General features: G+C 72.2%; 20 protein-coding genes and 1 pseudogene. 7 read left to right on the top strand and 14 right to left on the bottom strand.

Annotated elements, in window-relative coordinates; translation table 11 throughout:
• Positions 1–83: 83 nt before the first annotated feature.
• Positions 84–776 (top strand): hypothetical protein, encoded by a 693-nt coding sequence (locus ABD978_RS21345; protein WP_345357083.1) that lies wholly within the window; start codon positions 84–86, stop codon positions 774–776.
• 5 nt (positions 777–781) lie between these two features.
• On the opposite strand, the gene ABD978_RS21340 is transcribed toward ABD978_RS21345, so the two are convergent.
• The 4 genes from ABD978_RS21340 to hutH all read right to left on the bottom strand — a co-directional run bounded on the left by ABD978_RS21340 (position 782) and on the right by hutH (position 6,590).
• Positions 782–2,107: a formimidoylglutamate deiminase gene (locus ABD978_RS21340; protein WP_345357080.1), complete on the bottom strand. Its 1,326-nt coding sequence runs from the start codon at positions 2,105–2,107 to the stop codon at positions 782–784.
• Complete coding sequence (locus ABD978_RS21335; RefSeq protein ID WP_345357077.1) at positions 2,104–3,297, bottom strand: allantoate amidohydrolase; 1,194 nt, start codon at positions 3,295–3,297, stop codon at positions 2,104–2,106. Before ABD978_RS21335 ends, ABD978_RS21340 begins: the two co-directional genes overlap by 4 nt.
• Positions 3,298–3,368: 71 nt before the next feature.
• A complete protein-coding gene (gene hutU, locus ABD978_RS21330; RefSeq protein WP_345357075.1) occupies positions 3,369–5,021 on the bottom strand; it encodes a urocanate hydratase in 1,653 nt (550 codons plus the stop codon).
• Positions 5,022–5,036: 15 nt separating this feature from the next.
• A complete protein-coding gene (gene hutH / locus ABD978_RS21325) occupies positions 5,037–6,590 on the bottom strand; it encodes a histidine ammonia-lyase (protein WP_345357072.1) in 1,554 nt (517 codons plus the stop codon).
• 94 nt (positions 6,591–6,684) lie between these two features.
• Here hutH and ABD978_RS21320 point away from each other — a divergent pair, with 94 nt between their 5' ends.
• A complete protein-coding gene (locus ABD978_RS21320; RefSeq protein WP_345357069.1) occupies positions 6,685–7,452 on the top strand; it encodes an IclR family transcriptional regulator in 768 nt (255 codons plus the stop codon).
• 115 nt (positions 7,453–7,567) lie between these two features.
• Here the strand turns inward: ABD978_RS21320 and ABD978_RS21315 are convergent, their stop codons facing one another.
• Complete coding sequence (locus tag ABD978_RS21315) at positions 7,568–8,821, bottom strand: amidohydrolase (RefSeq protein WP_345357066.1); 1,254 nt, start codon at positions 8,819–8,821, stop codon at positions 7,568–7,570.
• 169 nt (positions 8,822–8,990) lie between these two features.
• Positions 8,991–9,839 carry a sugar transferase gene (locus tag ABD978_RS21310; protein ID WP_345357063.1) on the bottom strand — a complete coding sequence of 283 codons (849 nt, stop codon included), beginning with the start codon at positions 9,837–9,839 and terminating at the stop codon, positions 8,991–8,993.
• 320 nt (positions 9,840–10,159) lie between these two features.
• On the opposite strand from ABD978_RS21310, the gene ABD978_RS21305 reads away from it, so the two are divergent.
• The gene (locus tag ABD978_RS21305) at positions 10,160–11,695 is read left to right on the top strand and encodes an RtcB family protein (RefSeq protein ID WP_345357060.1); all 1,536 of its coding nucleotides are present in this window, start codon (positions 10,160–10,162) and stop codon (positions 11,693–11,695) included.
• Positions 11,696–11,711: 16 nt separating this feature from the next.
• Here the strand turns inward: ABD978_RS21305 and ABD978_RS21300 are convergent, their stop codons facing one another.
• Positions 11,712–12,428 (bottom strand): TetR/AcrR family transcriptional regulator, encoded by a 717-nt coding sequence (locus tag ABD978_RS21300; RefSeq protein ID WP_345357057.1) that lies wholly within the window; start codon positions 12,426–12,428, stop codon positions 11,712–11,714.
• Positions 12,429–12,516: 88 nt separating this feature from the next.
• Here ABD978_RS21300 and ABD978_RS21295 point away from each other — a divergent pair, with 88 nt between their 5' ends.
• Positions 12,517–13,956, top strand: coding sequence for an MFS transporter (locus ABD978_RS21295; RefSeq protein WP_345357055.1), 1,440 nt, complete (start codon positions 12,517–12,519; stop codon positions 13,954–13,956).
• Positions 13,953–14,303: a nuclear transport factor 2 family protein gene (locus tag ABD978_RS21290; RefSeq protein WP_345357052.1), complete on the top strand. Its 351-nt coding sequence runs from the start codon at positions 13,953–13,955 to the stop codon at positions 14,301–14,303. Before ABD978_RS21295 ends, ABD978_RS21290 begins: the two co-directional genes overlap by 4 nt.
• A 63-nt stretch (positions 14,304–14,366) precedes the next feature.
• On the opposite strand, the gene bla is transcribed toward ABD978_RS21290, so the two are convergent.
• Positions 14,367–15,275: a class A beta-lactamase gene (gene bla / locus ABD978_RS21285; RefSeq protein ID WP_425550740.1), complete on the bottom strand. Its 909-nt coding sequence runs from the start codon at positions 15,273–15,275 to the stop codon at positions 14,367–14,369.
• A 113-nt stretch (positions 15,276–15,388) separates the two neighbouring features.
• Between bla and ABD978_RS21280 the strand changes: the two genes are divergently transcribed.
• Positions 15,389–16,291: a LysR family transcriptional regulator gene (locus tag ABD978_RS21280; RefSeq protein WP_345357046.1), complete on the top strand. Its 903-nt coding sequence runs from the start codon at positions 15,389–15,391 to the stop codon at positions 16,289–16,291.
• Between the two features lie 14 nt (positions 16,292–16,305).
• Complete coding sequence (locus tag ABD978_RS21275; protein WP_345357511.1) at positions 16,306–17,190, top strand: serine hydrolase; 885 nt, start codon at positions 16,306–16,308, stop codon at positions 17,188–17,190.
• A 23-nt stretch (positions 17,191–17,213) separates the two neighbouring features.
• Here ABD978_RS21275 and ABD978_RS21270 read toward each other — a convergent pair whose 3' ends face one another.
• The 6 genes and pseudogenes from ABD978_RS21270 to ABD978_RS21245 form a co-directional block, all read right to left on the bottom strand.
• A complete protein-coding gene (locus ABD978_RS21270) occupies positions 17,214–18,167 on the bottom strand; it encodes a DMT family transporter (RefSeq protein WP_345357043.1) in 954 nt (317 codons plus the stop codon).
• Between the two features lie 70 nt (positions 18,168–18,237).
• Entirely contained in the window at positions 18,238–19,065 is an 828-nt protein-coding gene (locus ABD978_RS21265; protein WP_345357040.1) for an AraC family transcriptional regulator, read from the bottom strand.
• 61 nt (positions 19,066–19,126) lie between these two features.
• Positions 19,127–20,068 carry an ABC transporter substrate-binding protein gene (locus ABD978_RS21260; protein ID WP_345357037.1) on the bottom strand — a complete coding sequence of 314 codons (942 nt, stop codon included), beginning with the start codon at positions 20,066–20,068 and terminating at the stop codon, positions 19,127–19,129.
• Between the two features lie 31 nt (positions 20,069–20,099).
• The gene (locus ABD978_RS21255) at positions 20,100–20,771 is read right to left on the bottom strand and encodes an ABC transporter permease (protein ID WP_345357034.1); all 672 of its coding nucleotides are present in this window, start codon (positions 20,769–20,771) and stop codon (positions 20,100–20,102) included.
• Positions 20,768–21,457: an ABC transporter permease gene (locus ABD978_RS21250; RefSeq protein WP_345357031.1), complete on the bottom strand. Its 690-nt coding sequence runs from the start codon at positions 21,455–21,457 to the stop codon at positions 20,768–20,770. Before ABD978_RS21250 ends, ABD978_RS21255 begins: the two co-directional genes overlap by 4 nt.
• 50 nt (positions 21,458–21,507) lie before the next feature.
• A pseudogene (locus ABD978_RS21245) lies at positions 21,508–22,251 on the bottom strand (ABC transporter ATP-binding protein); the annotation flags it as partial.
• Between the last annotated feature and the right edge of the window lie 71 nt (positions 22,252–22,322).

Genomic DNA, 22,322 nt, shown 5'->3' with positions numbered 1-22,322 from the left:
CCCCCGTCTGACATACGAGACGACGCACCGACCGATCCTCTGTCGGGACTGTACGGTTGGCTGGACGGACCCGAAGGAGACCGGTGACCGAGCGCGGCATCAACAGCCAAGTCTGGGATCCCTACGGCACGCTTCGCCGGGTCCTGTGGATCGGCGGCGGACAATGGGCCGGCAAGTCCACCGTGGCCCGGCTGCTGGCCGACCGATACGGGCTGACCGCCTACCACTACGACTACCACGACGCCCGCGGGCACAACGACCGCCGGATCGCCCGCCGGATCAAGCTCGGCCACTCGCCCGCCGACCCGGATCCCGAGGCCACCTGGGTGAACACCACCCCACAGGACATGGCCGCCGAAACGCTCGCCGGTTTCCCGGTCCGCTTCGAATGGGCCCTGGACGACCTGCGCGCCCTGGTCTCCAGACACCCCATCATCGCCGAAGGCTGGGGACTGCGCCCCGAGTTGGTGGCACCGATCATCGACTCGCCCCGGCAGATGGCCGTCATGGTGCCCACCGAGGCATTCCGCGACCGGCAACTGCGCGCACTCACCCGAGCCGCCACCATCGGACACGACCTCAGCGACCCCGCCCGGGCCCAACGCAACCGGCTCGAACGAGACCGCCTCGTCGCCGACGACGCCGTCCGCTCCGCCCGACGCCTCGGCATCCGCGTGATCGAAGTCGACGGAACCCGCGACGCCCGCGCCGTTGCCGACATCGTCGCCGATCACTTCCGCCCCTATCTCCCACCCTCAGAAGATCGCAGCCCCTGACCGGGTCAGGCGGTCAATGCCGTGATCGCGTCGGTGAGGGCGGTGGGGACGTCGTCGATGAGCAGGTGGCGGCCGTCGCGGACGATCCGGTTGCCGGAGACCATGACGTGGCGGACGTCGGCGGGTGACGCGGCGAAGACGGCCGACTCGGCGAGGTGGCCCGGGGCGGCGCCGGCGAGCCGTACGGAGTCCAGGTTCACGGTGACCAGGTCGGCGTACGATCCGGGCTCGATGCGGCCCGCCTCCGGCCAGCCGAGCGCCGAGTGGCCGTTGCACGTCGCGGCGGCCAGGAGCTCCCCGGCGGTCCAGTGGCCGCGCTTGCGGGTGCGGAGCCGCTCGTCGAGTTCGACGGCGCGCGCCTCCTCGAACAGGTCGATCACCGCGTGCTGGTCCGAGCCGAGCGAGAGCGGCGACCCGGCGGCGACCAGGTCGCGGGCGGGGCCGATGCCGTCGGCCAGGTCGCGTTCGGTGGTCGGGCACATGCACACGCCGCTCTGGCTGGCGCCGAGCAGGCCGATGTCCTCGGCGGTGAGGTGGGTGGCGTGGACGGCGACGGTCCGGCCGCCGAGCGCCCGTTTGTCGGCCAGCAGCCGGGTCGGCGTCACGCCGTACGTCTCGAGGCACGCCTCGTTCTCGGCGGGCTGCTCGGACAGGTGGACGTGCAGCGGGGCGCGGCGCTGCCGGGCCCACTGGGCGACGGTCCGGATCTGGTCGCCGGGGACGGCGCGTACGGAGTGGATGGCCGCGCCGATCCGGGCGTGCCCGTCCGCGCGCAACTCCGAGACCCGGTCGGCCCAGGCGTCCGCGGTGCCGTCGCCGAACCGGAGCTGCGGTCCCTCCAGGTCCTTGCCGATGCCGCCGGTCAGGTAGCAGGCGTCGAGCAGGGTGATCCGGATGCCGGCCTCGCGGGCGGCCTGCAGGAGCGCCTCGCCGAAGGCGTTCGGGTCGGCGTACGGGGTGCCGCCCGGACCGTGGTGGACGTAGTGGAACTCGCCGACGCAGCTGATCCCGGCCAGCGCCATCTCGGCGTAGACGGCGCGGGCCAGCGCGAGGTAGGAGTCCGGGTCGAGGCGTGCCGCGACCTCGTACATGTGGGTGCGCCAGGTCCAGAACGTGCCCCGGCCGGCCTGCACCCGGCCGCGCAGGGCCCGGTGGAAGGCGTGGGAGTGCACGTTGGCCATGCCGGGCAGCGTCAGGCCGGGCAGGCGCTCGGCGTCCGGGGGCGCCGGCACGCCGGGGGTGATCCGGACGAACCGCTCCCCGGCGATCTCGATGAGGACGTCGGCGGCGACGCGGTCGCCCAGCCAGGCGTGTTCGGCGTGCAGTTTCATGAGGTCAGCAGGTCCTCCAGGGCGGTGGCGAGCGCCTCGACGCCGGTGAGGCAGTCGCCGGTCTCGGCGTGCTCCTCCGGCGCGTGCGAGACGCCCGTCGGGTTCCGGACGAACAGCATCGCCGTCGGAACGTGCGCCGACAAGATGCCCGCGTCGTGCCCGGCACCGGTCGGCAGGACGGGCGCGCCGCCGAGCGTGGTGGCGAGCCGGTCGCGCAGCCCGGCGTGAAAGTCGACGACCTGGGTGTAGGACTCCTCGGCCAGCGCGACCGCGACGCCGTGCTCACCGGCGGCCTTCTCCGCGGCGGCGCGGATCTCCGCGACCGTCGCGCGTACCGCCGTGTCGTCTGGCGCCCGGGTGTCGAGCCAGGCCCGGACGATCGACGGGATGGCGTTCACGCCGTTCGGGGTGACATGGACCTTGCCCATGGTCGCGACCGCCTCGTGCCGGGCGGCGGCGTCGCGCGCGGCCAGCACGGTCTGCGCGAACGGCAGCATCGGGTCGTGGCGGTCCCGCAGCAGCGTGGTGCCGGCGTGGTTGCCCTGGCCGGTGAAGTCGAACCGCCACCGGCCGTGCGGCCAGATCGCGCTCGCGACGCCGACGGGCACGTCCAGGGCGCGGCCCTGTTCGACGTGCAGTTCGACGAAGCAGCCGACGCCCGCCAGCAGATCGGGGTCGGGTCCGAGCGCCTCCGGGTCGTGGCCGTCGGCGGCCATCGCGTCGGCCCAGGTGACGCCGTCGCCGTCGCGCAGGCCCCGGGCCCGTACGGGGTCGATCGCGCCGGTCAGCAGGCGGGAGCCCAGGCAGGCGACGCCGAACCGGGCGCCCTCCTCCTCGGCGAAGACGGCGACACCGAGCGGCCGGACGGGGGTCACGCCGCGCTCACGCAGCAGGTCGATCGCGGCCAGCGACGAGACGACGCCGAGCGGCCCGTCGAACGCGCCGCCGTCCGGCACCGAGTCCAGGTGACTGCCGGTCAGCACGGCGTCCCGGCGCTCACCGGGAACGTCCCACCAGGCGAAGAGGTTGCCGTTGCGGTCCTCCTCCACGGTCAGCCCCCGGCGCCCCGCCTCCTCGGCGAACCAGGCGCGGCACTCCCGGTCGGCGGCGGTCCAGGAGAACCGCCGGTGACCGCCGCCGGAGACGCGCCCGATCGGGAGCAGGTCCCGCCACATCTCTTCGTAGCCCATCGCCTCTCCTCACGCCGGGCGCCGCTCCACCCGCGGCGGCGGGCGGAGCGGCGGGGATTGCTGCCGCGGTCCTACTGCTCGTTCATCGGGACGCGGACGCCGCGCTCGGCCGCGACGTCGGCGGCGCGGTCGTAGCCGGCGTCGACGTGCCGGATGACGCCCATGCCCGGGTCGTTGGTCAGCACCCGCTCCAGCTTCTGCGCCGCGAGCGGCGTGCCGTCGGCCACCGAGACCTGCCCGGCGTGGATGGACCGGCCGATGCCGACGCCGCCGCCGTGGTGGATCGACACCCAGGAGGCGCCGGAGGAGGCGTTGACCAGGGCGTTCAGCAGCGGCCAGTCGGCGATCGCGTCGGAGCCGTCGGCCATGCCCTCGGTCTCGCGGTACGGCGAGGCGACGCTGCCGGAGTCGAGGTGGTCGCGGCCGATGACGATCGGCGCGCTGATCTCGCCGGTCTCGACGAGCTTGTTGAACTCCAGGCCGGCCCGGTCGCGCTCGCCGTAGCCGAGCCAGCAGATCCGCGCGGGCAGGCCCTGGAAGTGCACCCTCTCCCCCGCCATCCGGATCCAGCGGGCGAGCTGCTCGTTCTCCGGGAACAGGTCGAGAATCGCCTGGTCCGTACGCGCGATGTCCTTCGGGTCCCCGGACAGCGCCGCCCAGCGGAACGGGCCCTTGCCCTCGCAGAACAGCGGCCGGATGTAGGCGGGGACGAAACCCGGGAAGTCGAACGCGCGGGTGTACCCGGCGAGCTCCGCCTCACCGCGGATCGAGTTGCCGTAGTCGAAGACCTCCGCGCCCGCGTCCTGGAAGCCGACCATCGCCTCGACGTGCGCGGCCATCGACTCGCGGGCACGGGTGGTGAAGCCCTCGGGGTCCTTGGCGCGCTCGTCGGCCATGTCCTCGAACGCGACGCCGCGCGGCAGGTACGACAGCGGATCGTGCGCCGAGGTCTGGTCCGTGACGATGTCGATCGGCGCGCCCATCTCCAGCAGCCGCGGCACGATGTCGGCGGCGTTGCCGAGCAGGCCGATGGACAGTGGCCGCCGGGCGTCGCGGGCCTCCACGGCCAGCCGCAGCGCCTCGTCCAGGTCGTCGACGCGCACGTCGCAATACCGGTGCTCGACGCGGCGGTCGATGCGCGACGGGTCGCACTCGACGCAGATCGCGACGCCGTCGTTCATGGTCACGGCGAGCGGCTGCGCGCCGCCCATGCCGCCGAGCCCGGCGGTGAGCGTGATCGTGCCGGCGAGCGAGCCGCCGAACCGCTTGGCGGCCACCGCCGCGAACGTCTCGTACGTGCCCTGCAGGATGCCCTGCGTGCCGATGTAGATCCACGACCCGGCGGTCATCTGGCCGTACATCGTGAGCCCGAGCGCCTCGAGCCGCCGGAACTCCTCCCAGGTCGCCCACTGCGGGACGAGGTTGGAGTTGGCGATGAGCACGCGCGGCGCCCACTCGTGGGTGCGCATGACGCCGACCGGCTTGCCGGACTGGACGAGCAGCGTCTCGTCCGCCTCCAGGGAGCGCAGCGAGCGCACCATCGCGTCGAACGCGTCCCACGAGCGCGCCGCGCGGCCGGACCCGCCGTAGACGATCAGCTCGTCGGGGTGCTCGGCGACCTCCGGGTCGAGGTTGTTCATCAGCATGCGCAGGGCGGCCTCCTGCTGCCAGCCCTTGGCGCTCAGCGTCGTGCCGCGCGGCGCGCGGACCGGACGAGGACCCATCGTGTGTCTCCTTACTCAGGCCAGCGGGCCGGTGACGGTTTCGGCGGCGGCGACGAGGGAGCCGTCGCGGACCAGGTCGACGGTGGCGGCGATCTCCGGCGCCAGGTAGCGGTCGGGGCCGGGGGCGGGTACCCGGGTGCGCAGGGCGGCGACGACGGCGCCGGTGGCGGGGCCGGGGCGCAGGGGCGCCCGCAGGTCCAGCGCTCGGGCGGCGGTCAGCAGCTCGACGGCGACGACGCGGGTCAGGCCGTCGACGGCCCGCCGCAGCTTGCGGGCCCCGCTCCAGCCCATCGAGACGTGGTCCTCCTGCATGGCGGAGCTGGGGATCGAGTCGGCGCTGGCCGGAACCGCGAGCCGCTTCAGCTCCGAGACGATGCCCGCCTGGGTGTACTGCGCGATCATGTGGCCGGAGTCCACGCCCGGGTCGTCGGCGAGGAACGCCGGCAGCCCGTGCGACCGGGCGGGGTCGAGCATCCGGTCGGTACGGCGTTCGGAGATCGAGGCGACGTCCGCGACCGGGATGGCGAGGAAGTCCAGGACGTACGCCACCGGCGCGCCGTGGAAGTTGCCGTTCGACTCGACCCGCCCGTCGGGCAGCACGACCGGGTTGTCGATCGCCGAGGCCAGTTCGCGCGAGGCGACGAGGGCGGCGTATTCGAGGGTGTCGCGGGCGGCGCCGTGCACCTGCGGCGAGCAGCGCAGCGAGTACGCGTCCTGCACGCGCGTGCAGTCCGGGCCGCGGTGCGACTCCATGATCGCCGAGTCGGCGAGCAGCGCCCGGAGGTTGGCGGCGCTGACGGCCTGGCCGGGGTGCGGCCGCAGCTCCTGGAGGTCGGCGGCGAAGACCCGGTCGGTGCCGAGCTGCGCCTCGACGCTCATCGCGGCGGCGACGTCGGCGGCCTTGAGGACGTCGCGGAGGTCCTCGATGGCCAGCACGAGCATGCCGAGCATGCCGTCGGTGCCGTTGAGCAGGGCGAGGCCCTCCTTGGCGACAAGGCTCAGCGGCTCGATGCCGGCCTCGGCCAGCGCATCGGCGGCGGGGCGCAGCCGTCCTTCCGCGTCGCGGACCTCGCCCTCGCCGATCAGCGCGAGAGCCACGTGGGAGAGCGGCGCCAGGTCACCGGAGCAGCCGAGGCTGCCGTACTCGTAGACGACGGGTGTGATCCCGGCGTTGAGGAACGCCGCGAGGGTCTCGGCGGTGACGGGCCGCACGCCGGTACGGCCGGTGGCGAGCGTGCTCAGCCGCAGCAGCATCATCGCCCGGACGACCTCGCGCTCCACCTCCGCGCCGGAGCCGGCGGCGTGCGAGCGGACGATGTTGAGCTGGAGCCGGGCCCGCAGGTCCTCGTGGATGTGCCGGGTGGCCAGCGCGCCGAACCCGGTGGAGATGCCGTACGCGGGCGTCGGCCGGGCGGCGAGCTCGTCGACGTGCGCCCGGGCGGCGGCGATCGCCTTGAGCGCCTCGTCGGTCAGCGCGACCCGCGCGCCGTGGCGGGCGACGGCCACGACCTGGTCGAAGGCGAGCGGCCCCACCCCGACGTCGACACACGCACCAGTCGTCGTTTCCATATCCCCATTGGACTCGACCGGCCCGTGTGCCGGGGACCGGGGGGCCGCGGTGGTGTCTGACATGCGAGACTTCTGCGTAGAAGGAGGGTTGAGGATGGCGGCCGGACAGGTGCCCGCGGCGCGCCGCGCGCTGGCCGTCCTGCGCCTGCTCGCGTCCTCGGCCCGGCCGCTCGCCGCGTCGGCCATCGCCCGCGAGCTCGCCCTGCCGAGGTCCAGCACGTACCACCTGCTCACCGCGATGGCCGAGGACGGTTTCGTCACCTACCTCCCGGAGGACCGGCTCTGGGGCCTGGGCGTGACGGCGTTCGAGATCGGCTCGGCGTACCTGCGGCAGGGGCCGCTCGAACGGCTCGCCCGTCCGCTCCTCGTACGCCTCGTGGACCGGCTCGGGGAGATCGGCCAGCTCGGCGTGCTGCACGGCGCCGAGACGCTGTACCTGCTCAAGGAGCAGCCCCGGCACCACGCCACGCTCGTCACCGACGTGGGCGTACGGCTCCCGGCGCACCTCACCGCGAGCGGCCGGTCGATGCTGGCGCACCTGCCGGCCGCGCAGGTCCGGGCGCTGTTCCCCGGCGAGTTCGTGAACCGCACCGGCGCCGGGCCGCGGTCGCTGCGCGAGCTGCGGCGGACGCTCGCCGAGGACGCGCGGCGCGGCTGGGCGGTCGAGGACGGGCACGTGACCGAGGGCTTCGCCAGCATCGCCGCGTGCAGCTTCGACCACGTCGGCCGCCCCGCCGCCGCGCTGGCCGTGACGTTCCGCCGCGAGTCCCGCGACGAGGCGGAGTGGCCGGACCTCGCCGCCCGCGTACGCGAGGCCGCCGCGGACCTCACCCGCCGTCTCGGCGGCCACGCGCCCGGCTGACCCTCCTGTCCTCACTCGCGTCGTGTGCCACAAGGGAAGGGCCCGGCTCACGCCGGGCCCTTCGCTTGGATGCGATCGACGAGCAGTCGATCACTGGGCGGCCTGTCGGCCTGGTTCAGTCGCGCAGTGCGCCGAGCGCGGTCAGCGTGGTGGTCACCATGACCCGGACGCCGACCCCGATGCACCGCTCGTCGACGTCGAAGTCGCCGCGGTGCAGGTCGAGGTTCACCCGCGATCCCGGGGTACGCACGCCCAGCCGGGCGAGGGCACCCGGGATCCACGCGAGGTAGCGGGAGAAGTCCTCCCCGCCCTCACTCTGCTCGGTGGAGACGTCCCTTGCCCCGGCCGACACGACCCCGCGCCGGAAGATCTCGACGCTGGCCGGTTCGTTCACCGTGGACGGCACGACCTCCACGCATTCCAGTTCCGCCTTGGCGCCGTACAGCGCCGCGATCAACTGCAGCTGCGGATCCAGCAGCCCCAGCGCCTTCTTCCGGCTCTCATGGCCCAGGCACCGGAGGGTACCGGTGATCTCGGATTCATCGGGGATCACGTTCGCCGCGGTCCCCATCTCGTTCATGGTCCAGGTCAGCCCGTAGCCTTCGGTGAAGCTGATCTTGCTGCGCAGTACCGTCGGCAGGAGGTGGCCGACCGCGAAGGTAGCGGCGCCCAGGTCGACGGTCTTGTACGGCCGTGATGAGTGCCCGCCCGGCCCCTTGAGCCGTACGGTGATCCTGTCCATCGACGACGTGATCGGACCACTGGTCAGGCCGACCTCTCCGACCTCGATCTTCGGGTCGCAGTGGACCGCGAAGATGCGGTCCACGCCCTTGAGGCCTCCGGCAGCGATGACCTTCAACGCGCCGGTGCCGTTCTCCTCGGCGGGCTGGAAGATCAGCCGCACCCGGCCGCGCAGCAGGCCGAGCCTGGCCGGCTCGGCCAGGAACAGACCGGTCCCCAGCACCACCGTGGTGTGCACGTCGTGGCCACAGGCGTGCGCCACACCCGGCACGGTCGAGGCGTACGACTTCCCGCACTCGTCCTTCAGGCGCAGCGCGTCGATGTCGGCCCGCAGCGCGATCGTGGGACCGTCGTCCGAGCCGACGATGTCGCAGATCAGCCCGTTGCCTCCGGGCAGGATCTTCGGATCGAGCCCGGCGTCCCTCAGCCGTTCGGCGATGGCCGCCGTGGTCTGGAACTCCTCACCGGACGGCTCCGGGTGGCGGTGCCGGCGGTGGCGGAAGGCGACCAGCCTCGGCTCGGACAGGGCCAGGAAGTCGTCGAGCCGCTCCCGTAGCGAAGACCTGCTGAGCCAGCGCACCGGCAGTTCAGGTACGGGCAGGTCATTGCCCGTTTTGGTTGTGGACATATTGTCCTCCGTTTGCGTTGTTCTGTGTGGCGTCTTTTGATCGCCACCTCCGGACTGTCCGAGAGAACCGTGACCGCGCAACCGTTTTTCGGGCATCCGGAAGCCGAGCGAAAGGCAGACCGAACGCAGGGAGGGCACGGCCGATGGCCGCGCCCTCCGATTGGTAAACCTACGAGAGGCCCAGGGGACCGAGGAAGACGCGCTGGAGAGCGGCGAGAGCGTGGTTCAGCTTCGCCTCCAGGAGCATCAGGTCCAACTTCAGACACCCGGTGCCGAAGTACCAGACGTCCAGTTCACACCGCTTCAGGAAGTACGCGCGGTCCTTCTTGATGTGGACGCTGACGTTGCCGAACGGGCTGACGAGCCCCGGCCGCATCAGCGCGTAGCCCTCCCAGAACCAGTCGTGGAACCGGCGCGGCCCGAGAATCTCTTCCATGACGAGGTCGAGTTCGCCTTCGCGACACGGCTCTTCGATGTGGAAGAGCGTGCGTGAGATCTCGCGTGGCACGAGCGACCTGGAAGCACAGAATGTCATCCAGCCCTCCCAGATATCCCACAACTGACCTCCCTCGTCGATGATGGGCGGGCCGATCAGCCCGCCGACCTGTGTCCTTCGCGGGTCGGCAGGACCGCTGCTGGGACCGGTTCCGTCCGTGTCGGACATGGAGCGTCCCTTGTGCATGTCGAACAGCACACCGCCCTTGCCGACACGTTGCTGCGTGAAGAACGGGGGCTTTCCGTCCTCCAGCGCCGCCAGCGAGGCCGCCGCGTTGAGGACCGGAAGAAACAGCGGCGCCAGGACCTTGCAGAGTTCCCGGTCGAACTGCCTCTTCTCCTCGCTGAGGAACCAGTCGAGCCCTGTCTTCTCGCACTTGATCGGCGGGTCGTGAAGGAAGTCACGAACCGCCTGGACGCTTTCCTTCGCGGAGGGGAAGGTGCGTGTATTGAAGAGCCGGCCGATGTTGATCGGCTCCGAGTTGAGGAGAGCCCCGATCGCGTAGACCGCGTCGACTCCCAATGATGACTTTGTGTTCATTTTGTTTGTTGGGGCACCGGGATTCAGGGGTGCCCACTCCTCCGCGCCTTACCGTCCGTCAACCGTGACGAACAGCAAGCGACGCACATGAAGGCGACACTCGGCCTCCCGTCGGTGATCTCGGCACGAATATCCGGTCGACGGCGGTGATCGTCGTCGTTACGCTGGGCCTTCCCTGCGGCTGCTGAACCCGGGGAGTACCTCGCCGGGCCACCTCCGGCGGCATCCCGTGCGCCATCGACCGACGGATGGCGGCGCCATCCACGCATGCCCTCTCACCAGCAGCCCCTAGGAAGGCCCCCATGACGACTTCCAGGCGGCGGACCTCCGCCGCTCCCTCCACCGACCCCCGGCTCGTCCGCGTCGACGAGGACTGGCTCACCCTGCCGAACCGGTGGGACATCCCCGTCGACGTCTGCGCCGGAGCCGACGTGCCCATCGAGTCCAGCGCGGTCGACGAGGTCCTCACCGTGCTGGAGACCGCCGACACGCTCGAGCGGCTCGCGGCCGCGACCGGGCATCCCGGCGCGGTCATCGACCGAGTGGCGCTCACCCCCGACCTGCACAAGGGCGCGGGCATCCCGATCGGCACCGTGCTGCGGACCCGTGGCGCGCTGATCCCCCAGGCCGTCGGCAACGACGTCAACTGCGGCATGCGGCTGGAGACGACCTCGCTGACCGTCGACCGGGTGCGCCCGCACCTGGACGCGATCGAAAAGCGGCTCCGGCACCTGTTCTTCGAGGGCGGGCGGCGGATCGCCCTGTCCGGCGCGCAACGCGAGGCGCTGCTGCGCGACGGCCTGCCCGGCCTGCTGGACGCGGGTCGCCCGCCCGCCGACGGGGTGTGGTCGGCCCTCCGGCCGGGCGACGCCGATCCCGGGCGGCTCCACGCGGCCCGGTATCCGACCACAACCGCGGACGCGTTCCGGGACTGGATCGAGAGCGCCGGCGGCACCAGCTACGACAGCATCATCGGCAGTGTCGGCGGCGGGAACCACTTCGCCGAACTGCAGTACGTCGCGGCCGTGCACGACCGGCAGGCCGCGTACGCCTGGGGCTTCACGGTCGGCCAGGTGGTCCTGATGGTGCACAGCGGCTCGCTGTCACTCGGGCACCAGGCGAACGGAACGGGCCTGGAGCAGGCGAGGACGATGTGGCCGGACGGCGTGCCGCTGCCCGGCAACGGGATCCTGCCGCTGCTGCTGGACGAGCGCTCGGCGGCGGCCCGGCGGCGCTACCTCGACGCGTTCGGCAACGCCGCGAACTTCGCGGTGGGCAACCGCTTCTTCCTCGCGCTCATGATGCGGGCCGGGCTGGCCGCGGAGTGCGGGGAGCTGTCGGGCGAGGTGGTGTACGACGCTCCGCACAACCTGCTCTGGCCGGAGGAGGACGGCCACGTCGTGCACCGGAAGGGCGCCACGCCGGCCGGCGGATACGCCGAGGCGGCCGGCGGGCCGTACGCCCTGTGGGGAGAACCCGTCATCGTGCCCGGCTCGATGGGCGCCGCCAGCCACGTCCTTCGCGGGCACGGGAATCCCCGGACGCTGGCGAGCGCCTGCCACGGCGCGGGCCGGCGCGTTCCGCGCGGCGCCGCCTCGCGCGGGAACGATGCCGACCTGGACGCCTTCCTGCGCGAGTTCCGGGTCGTGACGCCGCTCGACCACCGCGACCCGTCCGTCACCCGCCGGGCGGACGTGATGGCCGCGTGGCGTCGCGACCTCAAGCAGGAGGCGCCCTGGGTCTACAAGGACGTCGGCCCGGTCGTCTCCAGTCTGGGCCGGGCGGGCGTCGCCGACCCCGTCGTCGAGCTCCGCCCCCTGCTGACGGTCAAGGGCTGACCCCGGCCGGCGGCGATCAGGCCTCGGCGGGGGGTTCGAGGCCGAGGGAGCGGACGAGGTCGCGCATCTCGGCGCGGTAGATGGCCGCCGGGTCGTTGGCGAGCGGGCTCAGGTGGCCGTAGATCTCCAGGGCGACCAGGCCGTGCATGCGACCCCAGACCCGGAGCGCCAGCGCGACCGCGGCGGGGGGCAGGCCGGGGAACTCCTCCTGGACCTGGGCGACCAGGCCCGGGTCGAAGTCCGCCCATCGGTAGTCGCCGTCGTGCAGTTCCCCGGCGCGCGGCCAGGCCGCGGCCACCAGTCCGGTCAGCCCGGCACAGGCGCGGTGTTCGGCCTCGCTCGCCGCGCCGCCCTCGGGTGCCTGGTAGCCCGGAACCGGATCACCGTAGATGAGCCGGAATCCCTCGGGGTTGGCCAGCGCCCACGCGCGTACGGCCTGGGCCCAGGCGATGACGCGGCCCCCCGGATCGGTCTCCGGCACGGTGTCGCGGGCGGCCTCCGCCCGGTCGACCAGCTCCGTGTAGACGTCGGTGATGAGCGTGGTGATCAGGTCGTCGCGGGTCGGGAAGTAGCTGTAGATCGCCCCTGCGGTCATGCCCATCTCGCGGGCGATGGCCCGCAGCGAGATGGCGTCCGGCCCGCCGTCCGCCATCAGCCGGAGCGCGATCTCCTTGATCTCCCTGGTCGTCTCGGCGCGGAGCCGGGCCCGCCGGCTGATCGTCTGCTCTCCCACGGTTGACAGTCTACAGCGTTGCGCTACTGTTCGGCGTGACAAGTCTGAACGCCGTGTAGTAATTGGACGGCGAATAGGGAGCGTGATCGTGGAAACGTCCCGTCACAGGGCCGGCCTCCGCCTGGCCCTGCTGGCATTCACCCAGCTCATCGTGGCTTTGGACTACAACATCGTGTACGTCGCCCTGCCGGACGTCGGCCGGGCGCTCGGCTTCACCGCCCAGTCCGTGCAGTGGGTGGTCAGCGCCTACGCCGTCGGGCTGGGCGGCCTGCTCCTCTTCGGAGGCCGCGCGGTCGACCGGCTCGGCGCCCGGCGGATGTTCACGCTGGGCCTCGCGCTCTACGGACTGGCCTCCCTCGCCGGGGGTCTCGCCGCCGACCCCGGGGTGCTCATCGGCGCGCGTGCCGTCCAGGGAGTCGGCGGCGCCCTGCTGACCCCCGCGACGCTGGCGCTGATCTTCACCGGTTTCCCGGAGGGACCGGAGCGGAACCGCGCCATGGGCGCCTGGGGCATGGCGGGCAGCGCGGGCCTGGCGGCGGGGTCGCTGCTCGGCGGCGTCCTCACCAACTACCTGGGCTGGGAGTGGGTCTTCTTCGTCAACGTGCCGCTGGCCCTGGGCGCGGCGCTGGCCGGGCGCCGGCTGCTTTCGGCGGATCCGCCGCGCCGGGCGGGCCGGTCGCCCTTCGACGTGCCGGGGGCGCTGTTGGCCACCGCCGGGTCGGCCTTCCTGGTGCTCGGCCTGGCGAGCGGCCCGGAGGCGGGGTGGGCCTCACTCCGTGGCGCGGGCGCGCTCGTGGCGGGCGCGGCGCTGCTGGCGCTGCTGCTGGTCGTCGAGTGGCGCACCCCCGACCCCCTCGTCCCGCTGCGGCTGCTGCGCAACCGCGGGCTCGCGACGACGATGGTGGTGATCGCCGTCTTCCAGGCGACGCTGGGCGGCGGGTACTACGTGCTCACCACCTACCTGCAGCCGGTCCTCGGCTACAGCGCGCTGCAGGCGGGCCTGGCCTTCCTGCCCCTCACGCTCGTCTGCATGGGCGCGGCGCTGAAGGCGGCGCCGATGATGCTCGGCCGGTGGGGTTTCCGCACCACGCTCTGCGTCGGCATGCTCGGGGCCGGCGTGGGGATCGGCGCCCTCGTCGCCGGCTTCTCGGCGCACGGGACCTTCTGGGCGCTGCTCCCCGGAAGTGTTATCTGGGGATTCTTCGGCGGCGTCGCGTTCGTCGCGGTGTTCGTCGCCGCCGGTTCGGGCGTGGCACCGGCCGAGCAGGGCGTCGCTTCCGGGCTCGCCACCACCGCCAAGGAGATCGGCGGGGCCATGGGCCTCGCGGCCTTCGTCGCCGTGGCGAACGCGGGCCTCCCCGCGAACCCGGCACCGGCCCGGTTGCTCGACGGCCTGCACGCGGCCGGCTGGGCGGCGGCCGCCGTCACGGTCGCCGGCGGCCTCGTCGCCCTCATCCTCAAGCGTCCCTCGGCCCCCGCGCCGCAGGACACCACCACCGTTGAAACCCTGGAAGGAATCGGCTCATGAGCGACGTCAACCGGCTCATCACCCAGTACCTCGGCATCTGGAACGAGCGGGACGAGGCCCGCCGGAACGCGATCATCAAGGAGGTCCTGACGGAGGACTCCGTCTACTCCGATCCGGACTACGCCGGCATCGAGGGCCACGCCGCGCTCTCCGCCGCGATCGGCACGGCGCACGAGAAGTTCGGCGACCTCGTGTTCGGCCTGGGCGAGATCATCGGCGCTCACCACGACACCGCGCTGTTCACCTGGCGGCTCGGCCCGGCAGGGACGGACGAGGCGGTGGGCACGGGATACGACGTGATCGAGTTCGCCGGCGGCCGCATCCGCCGGGTGGTCGGCTTCTTCTGACCGCGCACCCGCGGACGTCCCGAGACGTCTCCGCACGTTTCGGGACGTCCGCGGGACGGCCGGTCAGGTCAGGCGGTCCACGACCACCTTGGCGGCGTCGCGGACGAGGTCGTCGTTCGTGGTGGCGTCCTTGGTCGAGCGGGTGGACAGGACCGCGATCACGATCGGCGCCCGGTGCGGCGGCCAGGCCACGGCGATGTCGTTCCGCGTTCCGTAGTCGCCGGTCCCGGTCTTGTCCCCGACGGTCCAGTCGGCCGGGACGCCGGCGCGGATGACCTTGTCGCCCGTGGTGTTGCGCCGCATCCAGTCGATGAGCAGGTCACGCTTGGGCCTGGACAGCACGTGGCCGAGCGTGTACGCCCGCAGGTCGGTGCCGAACTGCCGCGGCGTGCTCGTGTCGCGGACGTCCCCCGGGATCGCGGTGTTGAGGTCCGGCTCGACGCGGTCGGGGTGGGTGGTGCGGTCCCCGATCCGCCGCAGGGCGGCACTGAGACCGCTCGGCCCCCCGATCTCGCGGAACAGCAGGTTCGCGGCCGTGTTGTCGCTGAACCGGAGCGCGGCGTCGCACAGCTCGCGGATGGTCATCCCCGTGTCGACGTGCTTCTCGGTCTCGGGGGAATTGGCGACGAGGTCGGCCTTCGTGTACTTGACCACATGGTCCAGCCGCTTGATCGAGTCCTGGCGCAGGACGGTGCCCGCGAGGGGGACCTTGGACGTGGACGCGTAGGCGAACCGCTCGTCGGCGCGCCAGGCGACGACCTTCCCCGTGCCCGTGTCGATCGCCCAGACGCCGAGCCGGGCGTCGTACTGCTTCTCCAGGTTCTGGAACGCCTGGTCGTTCCGCTGCGCCGCGGGCTTCGTCGCGGCGGGCGCCATGGCGGACACGGCCCCCGCGTCGTCGGCCGCGCCGCACCCCGTCAGCGGGACCAGCGCGATGGCGGCGAGCGCCGCGAGCGGAGTCCGGAGGCGCATGGACCGCTTCTCCTGTCGTGCGTTCGTCATGGCCGGGAGTCTCCCGAGGGTCGTCGTATGCCGTCAAAGACGAAAACCGGCAGATCAATGCTTAAACGGCATAGAGTCTGTTCGTGGATCTCCTCGGGGCGTGGCGAGCATTCGTCAACGTGAGCGAGCACGGCAGTTTCACCGAAGGGGCGGCCGCGACACGAGTCCCCCAGTCGGTGGCGAGCCGCCGGATCGCCGCCCTCGAGAAGCATCTCGGCGAGCGCCTGCTGGACCGGTCGTCCCGCCACGTCACGCTCACGCGCTTCGGCCGCGACATGCTGCCCTCGGCCAAGCGCCTGGTCCGCCTGGCGGAGGCGATGGAGGACGAGGCCGAACGCGCCAGGCTCAGTCCCCTGCGTCTCGCCGTTCCGGACGTCTGCTCCGTCCGCGACCTGGCCCTGCTCGCCGCCGAGGCGCGCCGCAAGGGCGTCTACCTGGACTTCCATCCGGCCCCACCCGGCGAACGCGCCGAGCTCGTCCGGTCCCGGGAGGTCCGCGCCGCCCTGACGGCCATGCCGCCGGACGACGGCACCTGGACGGTGCGCCTCGGGCTGGCCGGTGTCTCCGCTCCCGCCGTACGGACCGTCTACCTGGAGACCCTCCGGGCGGGCCGGGCCGGCCTGGAATCGGGGCGGCGTCGCATCTGGATCCAGCCGGAGGACGACGTGCCGCACATCCGGGACCGTGTCTTCCGGGTCCGCGACGCGGTCGGCCTGCAGCCCGCGCAGGTCGCCGTCGCGAGTACTCTCGTCGCCGCGACGGCGGAGGTGGTGGCGTCGGAAGATCTCCTCCTGTGCTCACCGCACCAGGCCGAGGAGCTCGGGCTGCGCTGGCGCCCGATCGGTGAGGTCCGGGTGTCGCGCGGCTTCGACGTCGCCGCGGCCATCGGCGACGACGCGGAGCGCCTCCGAACCCGGCTGCGCGCGCAGATCGCCCGCTGCCTGGGCGCCGATGAGCCCGAACCCGAGGAAGGACCGGCACCGTGACGAGCGTCGAGGGGATGATCCGGGACCTGCGGCGGACGCTGCACGACGGCGGGCTGAGCGGGTCGTTCCTGGTCCGGGACCTGCACTCCGGCGACGAGCTCGGCATCGACCCGGACCTGGAGTTCCCGGTCGCCTCCCTCGTGAAGATCCCGCTGGCCGTCGCCACGCTCGAGCGCGTACGACGGGGAGAGCTCGACGGCTCCGCGCAGATCCTGATCGAGCCGGGCATGGCGTCTCCGGGGCCGAACGGGCTGAGCCGCTTCCGGCACCCCACCCGGGTGGCCGTCGACGACCTGCTCTACCTCGGCATGGCCGTCAGCGACAACGCCGCGACGGACGCGCTGTTCGCGCTGACCCCGCCGGCCGAGGTCGCCGCGATCCTCCAGGACCTGGGCGTGCGCGGCGTCACGGTACGGCACACGATCCGGGAGCTGACCGGGACGCCGGCCGAACTGCTCCCGCCGGAGGACGTGCACTTCGCCCACGTCCTGGCGATCGAGGCGGGCACGACGGGGCGGGGGCACCGGATCCGGCAGCTCGACGTGACCCTCGCCAACTCCGGGTCCGCGCGGGCGTACCTCGACCTGCTGCAGGCGCTCTGGACGCCCTCGAAGATCGACGCGGACGTCGCCGCGCGGGTCCGGGAGCTCATGGGCGACAACCTGATGCGGCAGCGCCTCGCACCGGACTTCCGGTCCGACGCGGCCCGCTGGTCGTCCAAGACCGGCACGCTCCTCAACCTCCGTCACGAGGTGGGGGTGGTCGAGCACGCCGACGGTCGCGTCTTCGGGGTCGCCGCGTTCACCGAGTCGCGGGTGCCGGCTCTGCACCAGCCCGAGGCCGAGGCGCTGATGGGCCGGGTCGCGCGGACGCTCCGCGACCGGCTCCGCGAGATGTGACCCCCAGGGGCTCGACGCGGCCGTCAGCTGGGCTCGTCCGCCATGCCGGCCAAGGCCTCGGGCGGGCGCGACGCATCGGTCCGACGGACCGCACCGGAACCTTCGCCCGGCTTTCCGGCGGCGACGGGACCCGCCGTCGCCAGGACCGAACCGGCCAGGATCAGGGTGAAGGCGGTGACGATCCCGGGCGTCAGCGGTTCGCCCAGGAACAACGCCCCGGCCGCCACCGCGACCGCCGGGTTGACGTACGTGATGACGGTGGCGCGGGCGGGACCCGCCTCCTTGATCAGCTCCAGAAAGGCCACGAAGGCGACCGCGGTGCATACGACGCCGAGACCTGCGAGGGCGGCCAGGACCTCGGCGGACGGCATGGCGGACGGACGGGTGACGGCGGCCGCGGGCGCGTAGACCACGGCGGCCAGGGTCAGGCAGGCGGCCGTGAGCTGGAGCGAGGAGACGCCCTTCAGGTGGCGGGCGGCGATCAGCGGGGCCGTGGCGTACCCCAGCACGGTCAGCAGCACCTCGGCCAGCGAGCGGGCGTCACCGCCGGCCAGGTGTGGTGCTGTGAGGACCGCGACGCCCGCGAGGCCCACCGTCAGGCCGGCCGCCCGCCGGGGCCCGAGCCGGTCCGTGTCGCCGAAGAAACGGGCCGCGACGACTCCGACGATCGGCACGCCCGCGATCAGCAGGCCCGCCGTGGAGCTGGACAGGTGCCGCTCGGCGTCGCTGAGGGTGAACCAGGGGACGATGATCTCGGCGCACGCGAAGGCCAGCAGGGGACGCCAGTGCGCCCGCGCGGTGCGGGCGAGGCCGCCCTGCCGCAGCGCGAAGGGCAACAGCAATACGGCGCCGAGCGCGCAGCGCGTGAACACCACCGTGGACGGCGACACCGCGTCCACCGCCACCTTGATCATCAGATAAGGGACGCCCCAGACGACTCCCATCAGGGAGAAGAGCAACCAACCGCGTGCAGTCATGCCGCGAGTATCGGCCAGGCCGGCGGGCGCCGTCTTGAACGCTGTTGCGCCCGGGGCGTGTCCGGTGGCGTCAGGCCGCCCTTGCCACGCTGGCGCGATACGCCGCCGGTGTCACCCCCAGCACCCGCCGGAACCACCGGGTGAGGTGCGCCTGATCGGCGAAGCCGACGAGTGCGGCCACCTCGCCGGGGCGCAGTCCCGACTCCAGGAGTGCGCGGGCCCTGGCCACCCGATACTGGGCGAGCCACGCGTACGGCGGTACCCCCATCGCCGTACGGAAGGCGCGCAGGAGCTGGTAGCGAGAAAGGCCCAGCTCGGCGGCGAGGCTGGTGAGCGAGGGCGGGGTGGTGAGGTCGTCGGTCAGGCGGTCGCGGACGGTGTGGGCGATCCGGGTGGCGCCCGGGACCGTGTCGCTCGCCGGGCGGGCGGTGGAGTGTCGGCGGGCGAGCGCGGTCAGCAGCCAGGGGAGGCGGCACTCCACCTCCAGGGGGTCGGGGCGGCGGACGATGTCGATGTGCGCGGCGCGCAGGGCCTTGGCGAGCTCGGGGTCATCGAGGAGCGGCTCGCGAAAGTGCGGAAGGCCGCCGCGGGTGCCGTCGGTGACCAGGGTGGGATCGGCGTACAGAGCGAGGTAGGCGTAGCCGGCGATGGGTGTGGCGGGGCCGCCGGTGTGCATCTCGCCGGGCTCCAGAACGATGATGGAGCCCGGGCACGTACGGATGCGGCCGCCGCGGTAGTCGATGGACTCCACACCGCCGACGCAGACGCCGATGGTGAACTCCTCGTGCGCGTGCGGGGCGTAGACGTGCTTGTCAAAGCGGGCGGTGAGCAGGTCGAGCCGGGGCCCGCCCCGGCCGAGCCTCGTCCTGGTCCACTGCGCCTGTTCCCGTGCGCTCACCTTGGCGTCCTTTCGCCCTGGCGCGGCCCCTCGGCGATCGCCGAGGGGCCGCATTGCCGGGTCAGCCGCCGAGGCCGGCCTGCTTCAGCCAGTCCTTGGCGACGGTGCTCGCGTCCTCCTTGTCGCTGACGACCTTGGTCATCATGGCGAGGAGGTCGTTGGTGGTGAGCTTGGCCGAGACGGCGTTCAGCGCGGCCACGCCGGTCTCGTTCAGGCCGGACTTGTAGACCAGCGGCGTGACGTTCTGCGCGCTGAAGACGCTCTGCGGGTCCTCCAGCACGACGAACTTGTTGGCCGTGATCGTCGGGTCGGTGGTGAACAGGTCGGCGGCCTGGATGCTGTCGCTCTTCAGCAGCTTGACCAGCGTCGTCTGGGCGTTGGCGTCGAACGGCTGGAACTTCTTGAACTTCAGGCCGTACTTGCTCTCCAGCCCGACCAGGCCCTGCTGGCGGGTCTTGAACTCCGACGGCCCGCCGATCGTGAGCTGCCCGGCGACGGACTTGAGGTCGGCGATCGACTTCAGGTGGTACTTGGCCGCGGTCTGGGAGTTGACCGTCACCGAGTCCTTGTCCTCGGCCTTGGAGGAGTCGAGCACCTCCAGCGTGGCGGGCAGCTTCGCCTTGAGCTCGGAGTTCACCTGGTCGGTCGTCACGGCCTTGCTGGCCTTGTCGACCGACGTGGTCAGCAGCGCGCCGTTGTACTCCGGCATCACGGTGATGCCGCCGGACTTGACCTGGTCGAAGTAGATCTCGCGGCTGCCGATGTTGAACTTCTTGGTGACCTTGACGCCCTTGGCCTCCAGCGCCTGGGCGTACAGCTCGCCGATCAACTGGCTCTCGGGGAAGTTGGCCGAGCCGACGACGACGCTCCCCGCGCCGCCGCTGCCGCCGGACTTCTGATCGAGGGGATTACCGCCGCTCTTGCCACCGCTGCCGCCTCCGCAGGCGGCGAGCACTAGGGCGACGGTCACGCCGAGGGCGGCGCCACGGACGATGCGGATCATGGGGGATTCCTTCCGTTGAAACAGCACGGTCTCAGTTGCGCAGGCCGCGGGACACGACCGCTCGGCGGATGCCGACGAAGGCGAGCTGGACGAGGACCGCGAGCAGGACGACGAGCACCGAGCCGCCGACGACCGAGGGGTAGTCCTTGCGGGCGAGGCCGTCGACGATGTAGCGGCCGAGCCCGCCGATCCCGGCGTACGCCGCGATGGTGGCGGTCGCGACGACCTGGATGGCGGCGGTGCGCAGGCCGAGGAGGATGAGCGGCATCGCCATCGGGAGCTCGGCCTTCAGCAGGATGCCCGGCCCGGTCATGCCCATTCCCCGAGCGGCGTCCTTGACGTCGTTGTCGACACCGCGGACGCCCTCGTACGTGTTGACGAGGATCGGCGGGGTGGCCAGCGCGATCAGCGGGATGATCACCGGGGTCAGGCCGATGGACGTCACCGTCACGACGAGCAGGACGAGACCCAGCGTGGGGATGGCCCGCGCGAAGTTGGCGACGGTGACGACGGCGAACCCGCCGCGCCCGGTGTGGCCGACGAGCGCGCCGAGCGGCAGCGCGATGAGCGCGGCGACCACCAGGGCCAGCGCGCTGTATCCGAGGTGCTCGAGCAGGCGGTGCGGGATGCCGTCGCCGCCGCTCCAGTGGGCCGAGGCGGTCAGCCAGGTCCAGGCGGCCCTGATCTGGTCGGTCAGGTTCATCCGGTCCTCCTCCGGGCCCAGGGCGTGAGCAGGCGCTGCGCGGCGACGAGGATTCCGTCGCTGAACAGGGCCAGAACAATGATCAGCACAGAGGAGGCGATGATCGGGGTGGTGAAGTCGCGGGAGTAGCCGTCGATGAACAACTGCCCGAGCCCGCCGTTGCCGATGAGCATGCCGACGCTGACCAGGCTGATGGAGGAGACGGTGGCGACCCGGGCCCCGGCGATGACGACGGGCACCGCGATCGGCAGCTCGACCTGGAGCAGCCGCCGCAGCGTGCCGAACCCCATGGCGGTGGCCGCCTGGCGCACCGGGTCGGGGACCGACCGGAGCCCGTCGACGACGTTCGGCACGAGGACGGACAGGGAGAACAGCGTCAGCGGCACGATGATGGTGAAGTCGGCCCGCCCCCCGCTGCCGACGCCGAAGTACGGGATGAACAGCATGAACAGCGCGAGCGACGGCAGGCCGTACAGGACGTTCGCCACGCCCAGCGTCGGCGGGTAGAGCCAGCGCCACCGCGCGCACAGGACGCCGAGCGGGATCGCGATGACGAGTCCGAACAGGATGGGCAGCAGCGCGAGCTTGAGGTGGTGCGCGGTCAGGTCCGCCATCTGGCCGGTGTGGTCCCCGATCCAGTCCCAGCGGACCAGCGGCTCGCCGCCGTCCGTGGCAGCCAGGGTCATCGGTCCGCCGCCTGGACGTCCGCCCCGTCCTGCCGGTCGAGGTCGCGATTGAAGCGCAGCCGCTTCAGCCCCTTCTCGCCGCCGAGGAACTCCTTGACGAAGTCGTCAGCCGGTTCGGCCAGCAGCTCGTCGGGCGTGGAGTGCTGGGCGAGGACGCCGCCCACCTTGAACACCGCGACCGTGTGACCGAGCTTGACCGCCTCGTCGATGTCGTGGGTGACGAACGCGATGGTCTTGCGCAGCTCGGACTGCAGCCGGATGAACTCGTCCTGCAGGCTCGCGCGCACGATCGGGTCGACGGCGCTGAACGGCTCGTCCATCAGCATGACGGGCGGGTCGGCGGCGAGCGCGCGGGCGACGCCGACGCGCTGCTGCTGGCCGCCGGACAGCTGGTACGGGTAGCGCTTGGCCATCTTGGTGTCGAGGCCGACCCGCTCCATCAGCTCCAGCGCCGTCGTCCGGGCCTTCTTCTTGTCCCAACCGAGGAGGTACGGGACGGTGGCGATGTTGTCGACGATCGTCCGGTGCGGGAACAGTCCGGCGTGCTGGATGACGTAGCCGATGCCGCGGCGCAGGCGGGCGGGGTCCTGGGCGCGGACGTCCTCGCCGTCGATCGTGATGGTGCCGCTCGTGGGTTCGATCAGCCGGTTTATCATCCGCAGTGTCGTGGTCTTGCCGCAGCCGGAGGGCCCGACGAGCACGGTGATCTGGCCGGTGGGGATCTGCAGCGTCAGGTCGTCGACGGCCACGGTGCCGTCGGCGTATCGCTTCGTTACGCCATCGAATTTGATCAAGAGTGGCTCAGCCCCTGGGGGTATCCGGGATAAAAGGTCAAGATAGTGTGATTTATCTACTTGCCATAAGG

This window comes from Actinoallomurus liliacearum (assembly GCF_039542035.1).
Lineage (GTDB): Bacteria > Actinomycetota > Actinomycetes > Streptosporangiales > Streptosporangiaceae > Actinoallomurus > Actinoallomurus liliacearum.
Note: the sequence above shows the minus strand (reverse complement) of the source record. Positions and strands in the feature narration are given on the sequence as shown.

Bases quoted from the DNA above. Each gene is read 5' to 3' on its own strand.
- ABD978_RS21315 (WP_345357066.1), bottom strand. From the start codon at position 8,821: ATGTCCACAACCAAAACGGGCAATGACCTGCCCGTACCTGAACTGCCG.
- bla (WP_425550740.1), bottom strand. From the start codon at position 15,275: ATGCGCCTCCGGACTCCGCTCGCGGCGCTCGCCGCCATCGCGCTGGTC.
- ABD978_RS21250 (WP_345357031.1), bottom strand. From the start codon at position 21,457: ATGACCCTGGCTGCCACGGACGGCGGCGAGCCGCTGGTCCGCTGGGAC.
- ABD978_RS21305 (WP_345357060.1), top strand. From the start codon at position 10,160: ATGACGACTTCCAGGCGGCGGACCTCCGCCGCTCCCTCCACCGACCCC.
- ABD978_RS21275 (WP_345357511.1), top strand. From the start codon at position 16,306: ATGATCCGGGACCTGCGGCGGACGCTGCACGACGGCGGGCTGAGCGGG.
- ABD978_RS21290 (WP_345357052.1), top strand. From the start codon at position 13,953: ATGAGCGACGTCAACCGGCTCATCACCCAGTACCTCGGCATCTGGAAC.
- ABD978_RS21340 (WP_345357080.1), bottom strand. From the start codon at position 2,107: ATGAAACTGCACGCCGAACACGCCTGGCTGGGCGACCGCGTCGCCGCC.
- hutH (WP_345357072.1), bottom strand. From the start codon at position 6,590: ATGGAAACGACGACTGGTGCGTGTGTCGACGTCGGGGTGGGGCCGCTC.
- ABD978_RS21320 (WP_345357069.1), top strand. From the start codon at position 6,685: ATGGCGGCCGGACAGGTGCCCGCGGCGCGCCGCGCGCTGGCCGTCCTG.
- ABD978_RS21335 (WP_345357077.1), bottom strand. From the start codon at position 3,297: ATGGGCTACGAAGAGATGTGGCGGGACCTGCTCCCGATCGGGCGCGTC.
- hutU (WP_345357075.1), bottom strand. From the start codon at position 5,021: ATGGGTCCTCGTCCGGTCCGCGCGCCGCGCGGCACGACGCTGAGCGCC.
- ABD978_RS21255 (WP_345357034.1), bottom strand. From the start codon at position 20,771: ATGAACCTGACCGACCAGATCAGGGCCGCCTGGACCTGGCTGACCGCC.
- ABD978_RS21270 (WP_345357043.1), bottom strand. From the start codon at position 18,167: ATGACTGCACGCGGTTGGTTGCTCTTCTCCCTGATGGGAGTCGTCTGG.
- ABD978_RS21260 (WP_345357037.1), bottom strand. From the start codon at position 20,068: ATGATCCGCATCGTCCGTGGCGCCGCCCTCGGCGTGACCGTCGCCCTA.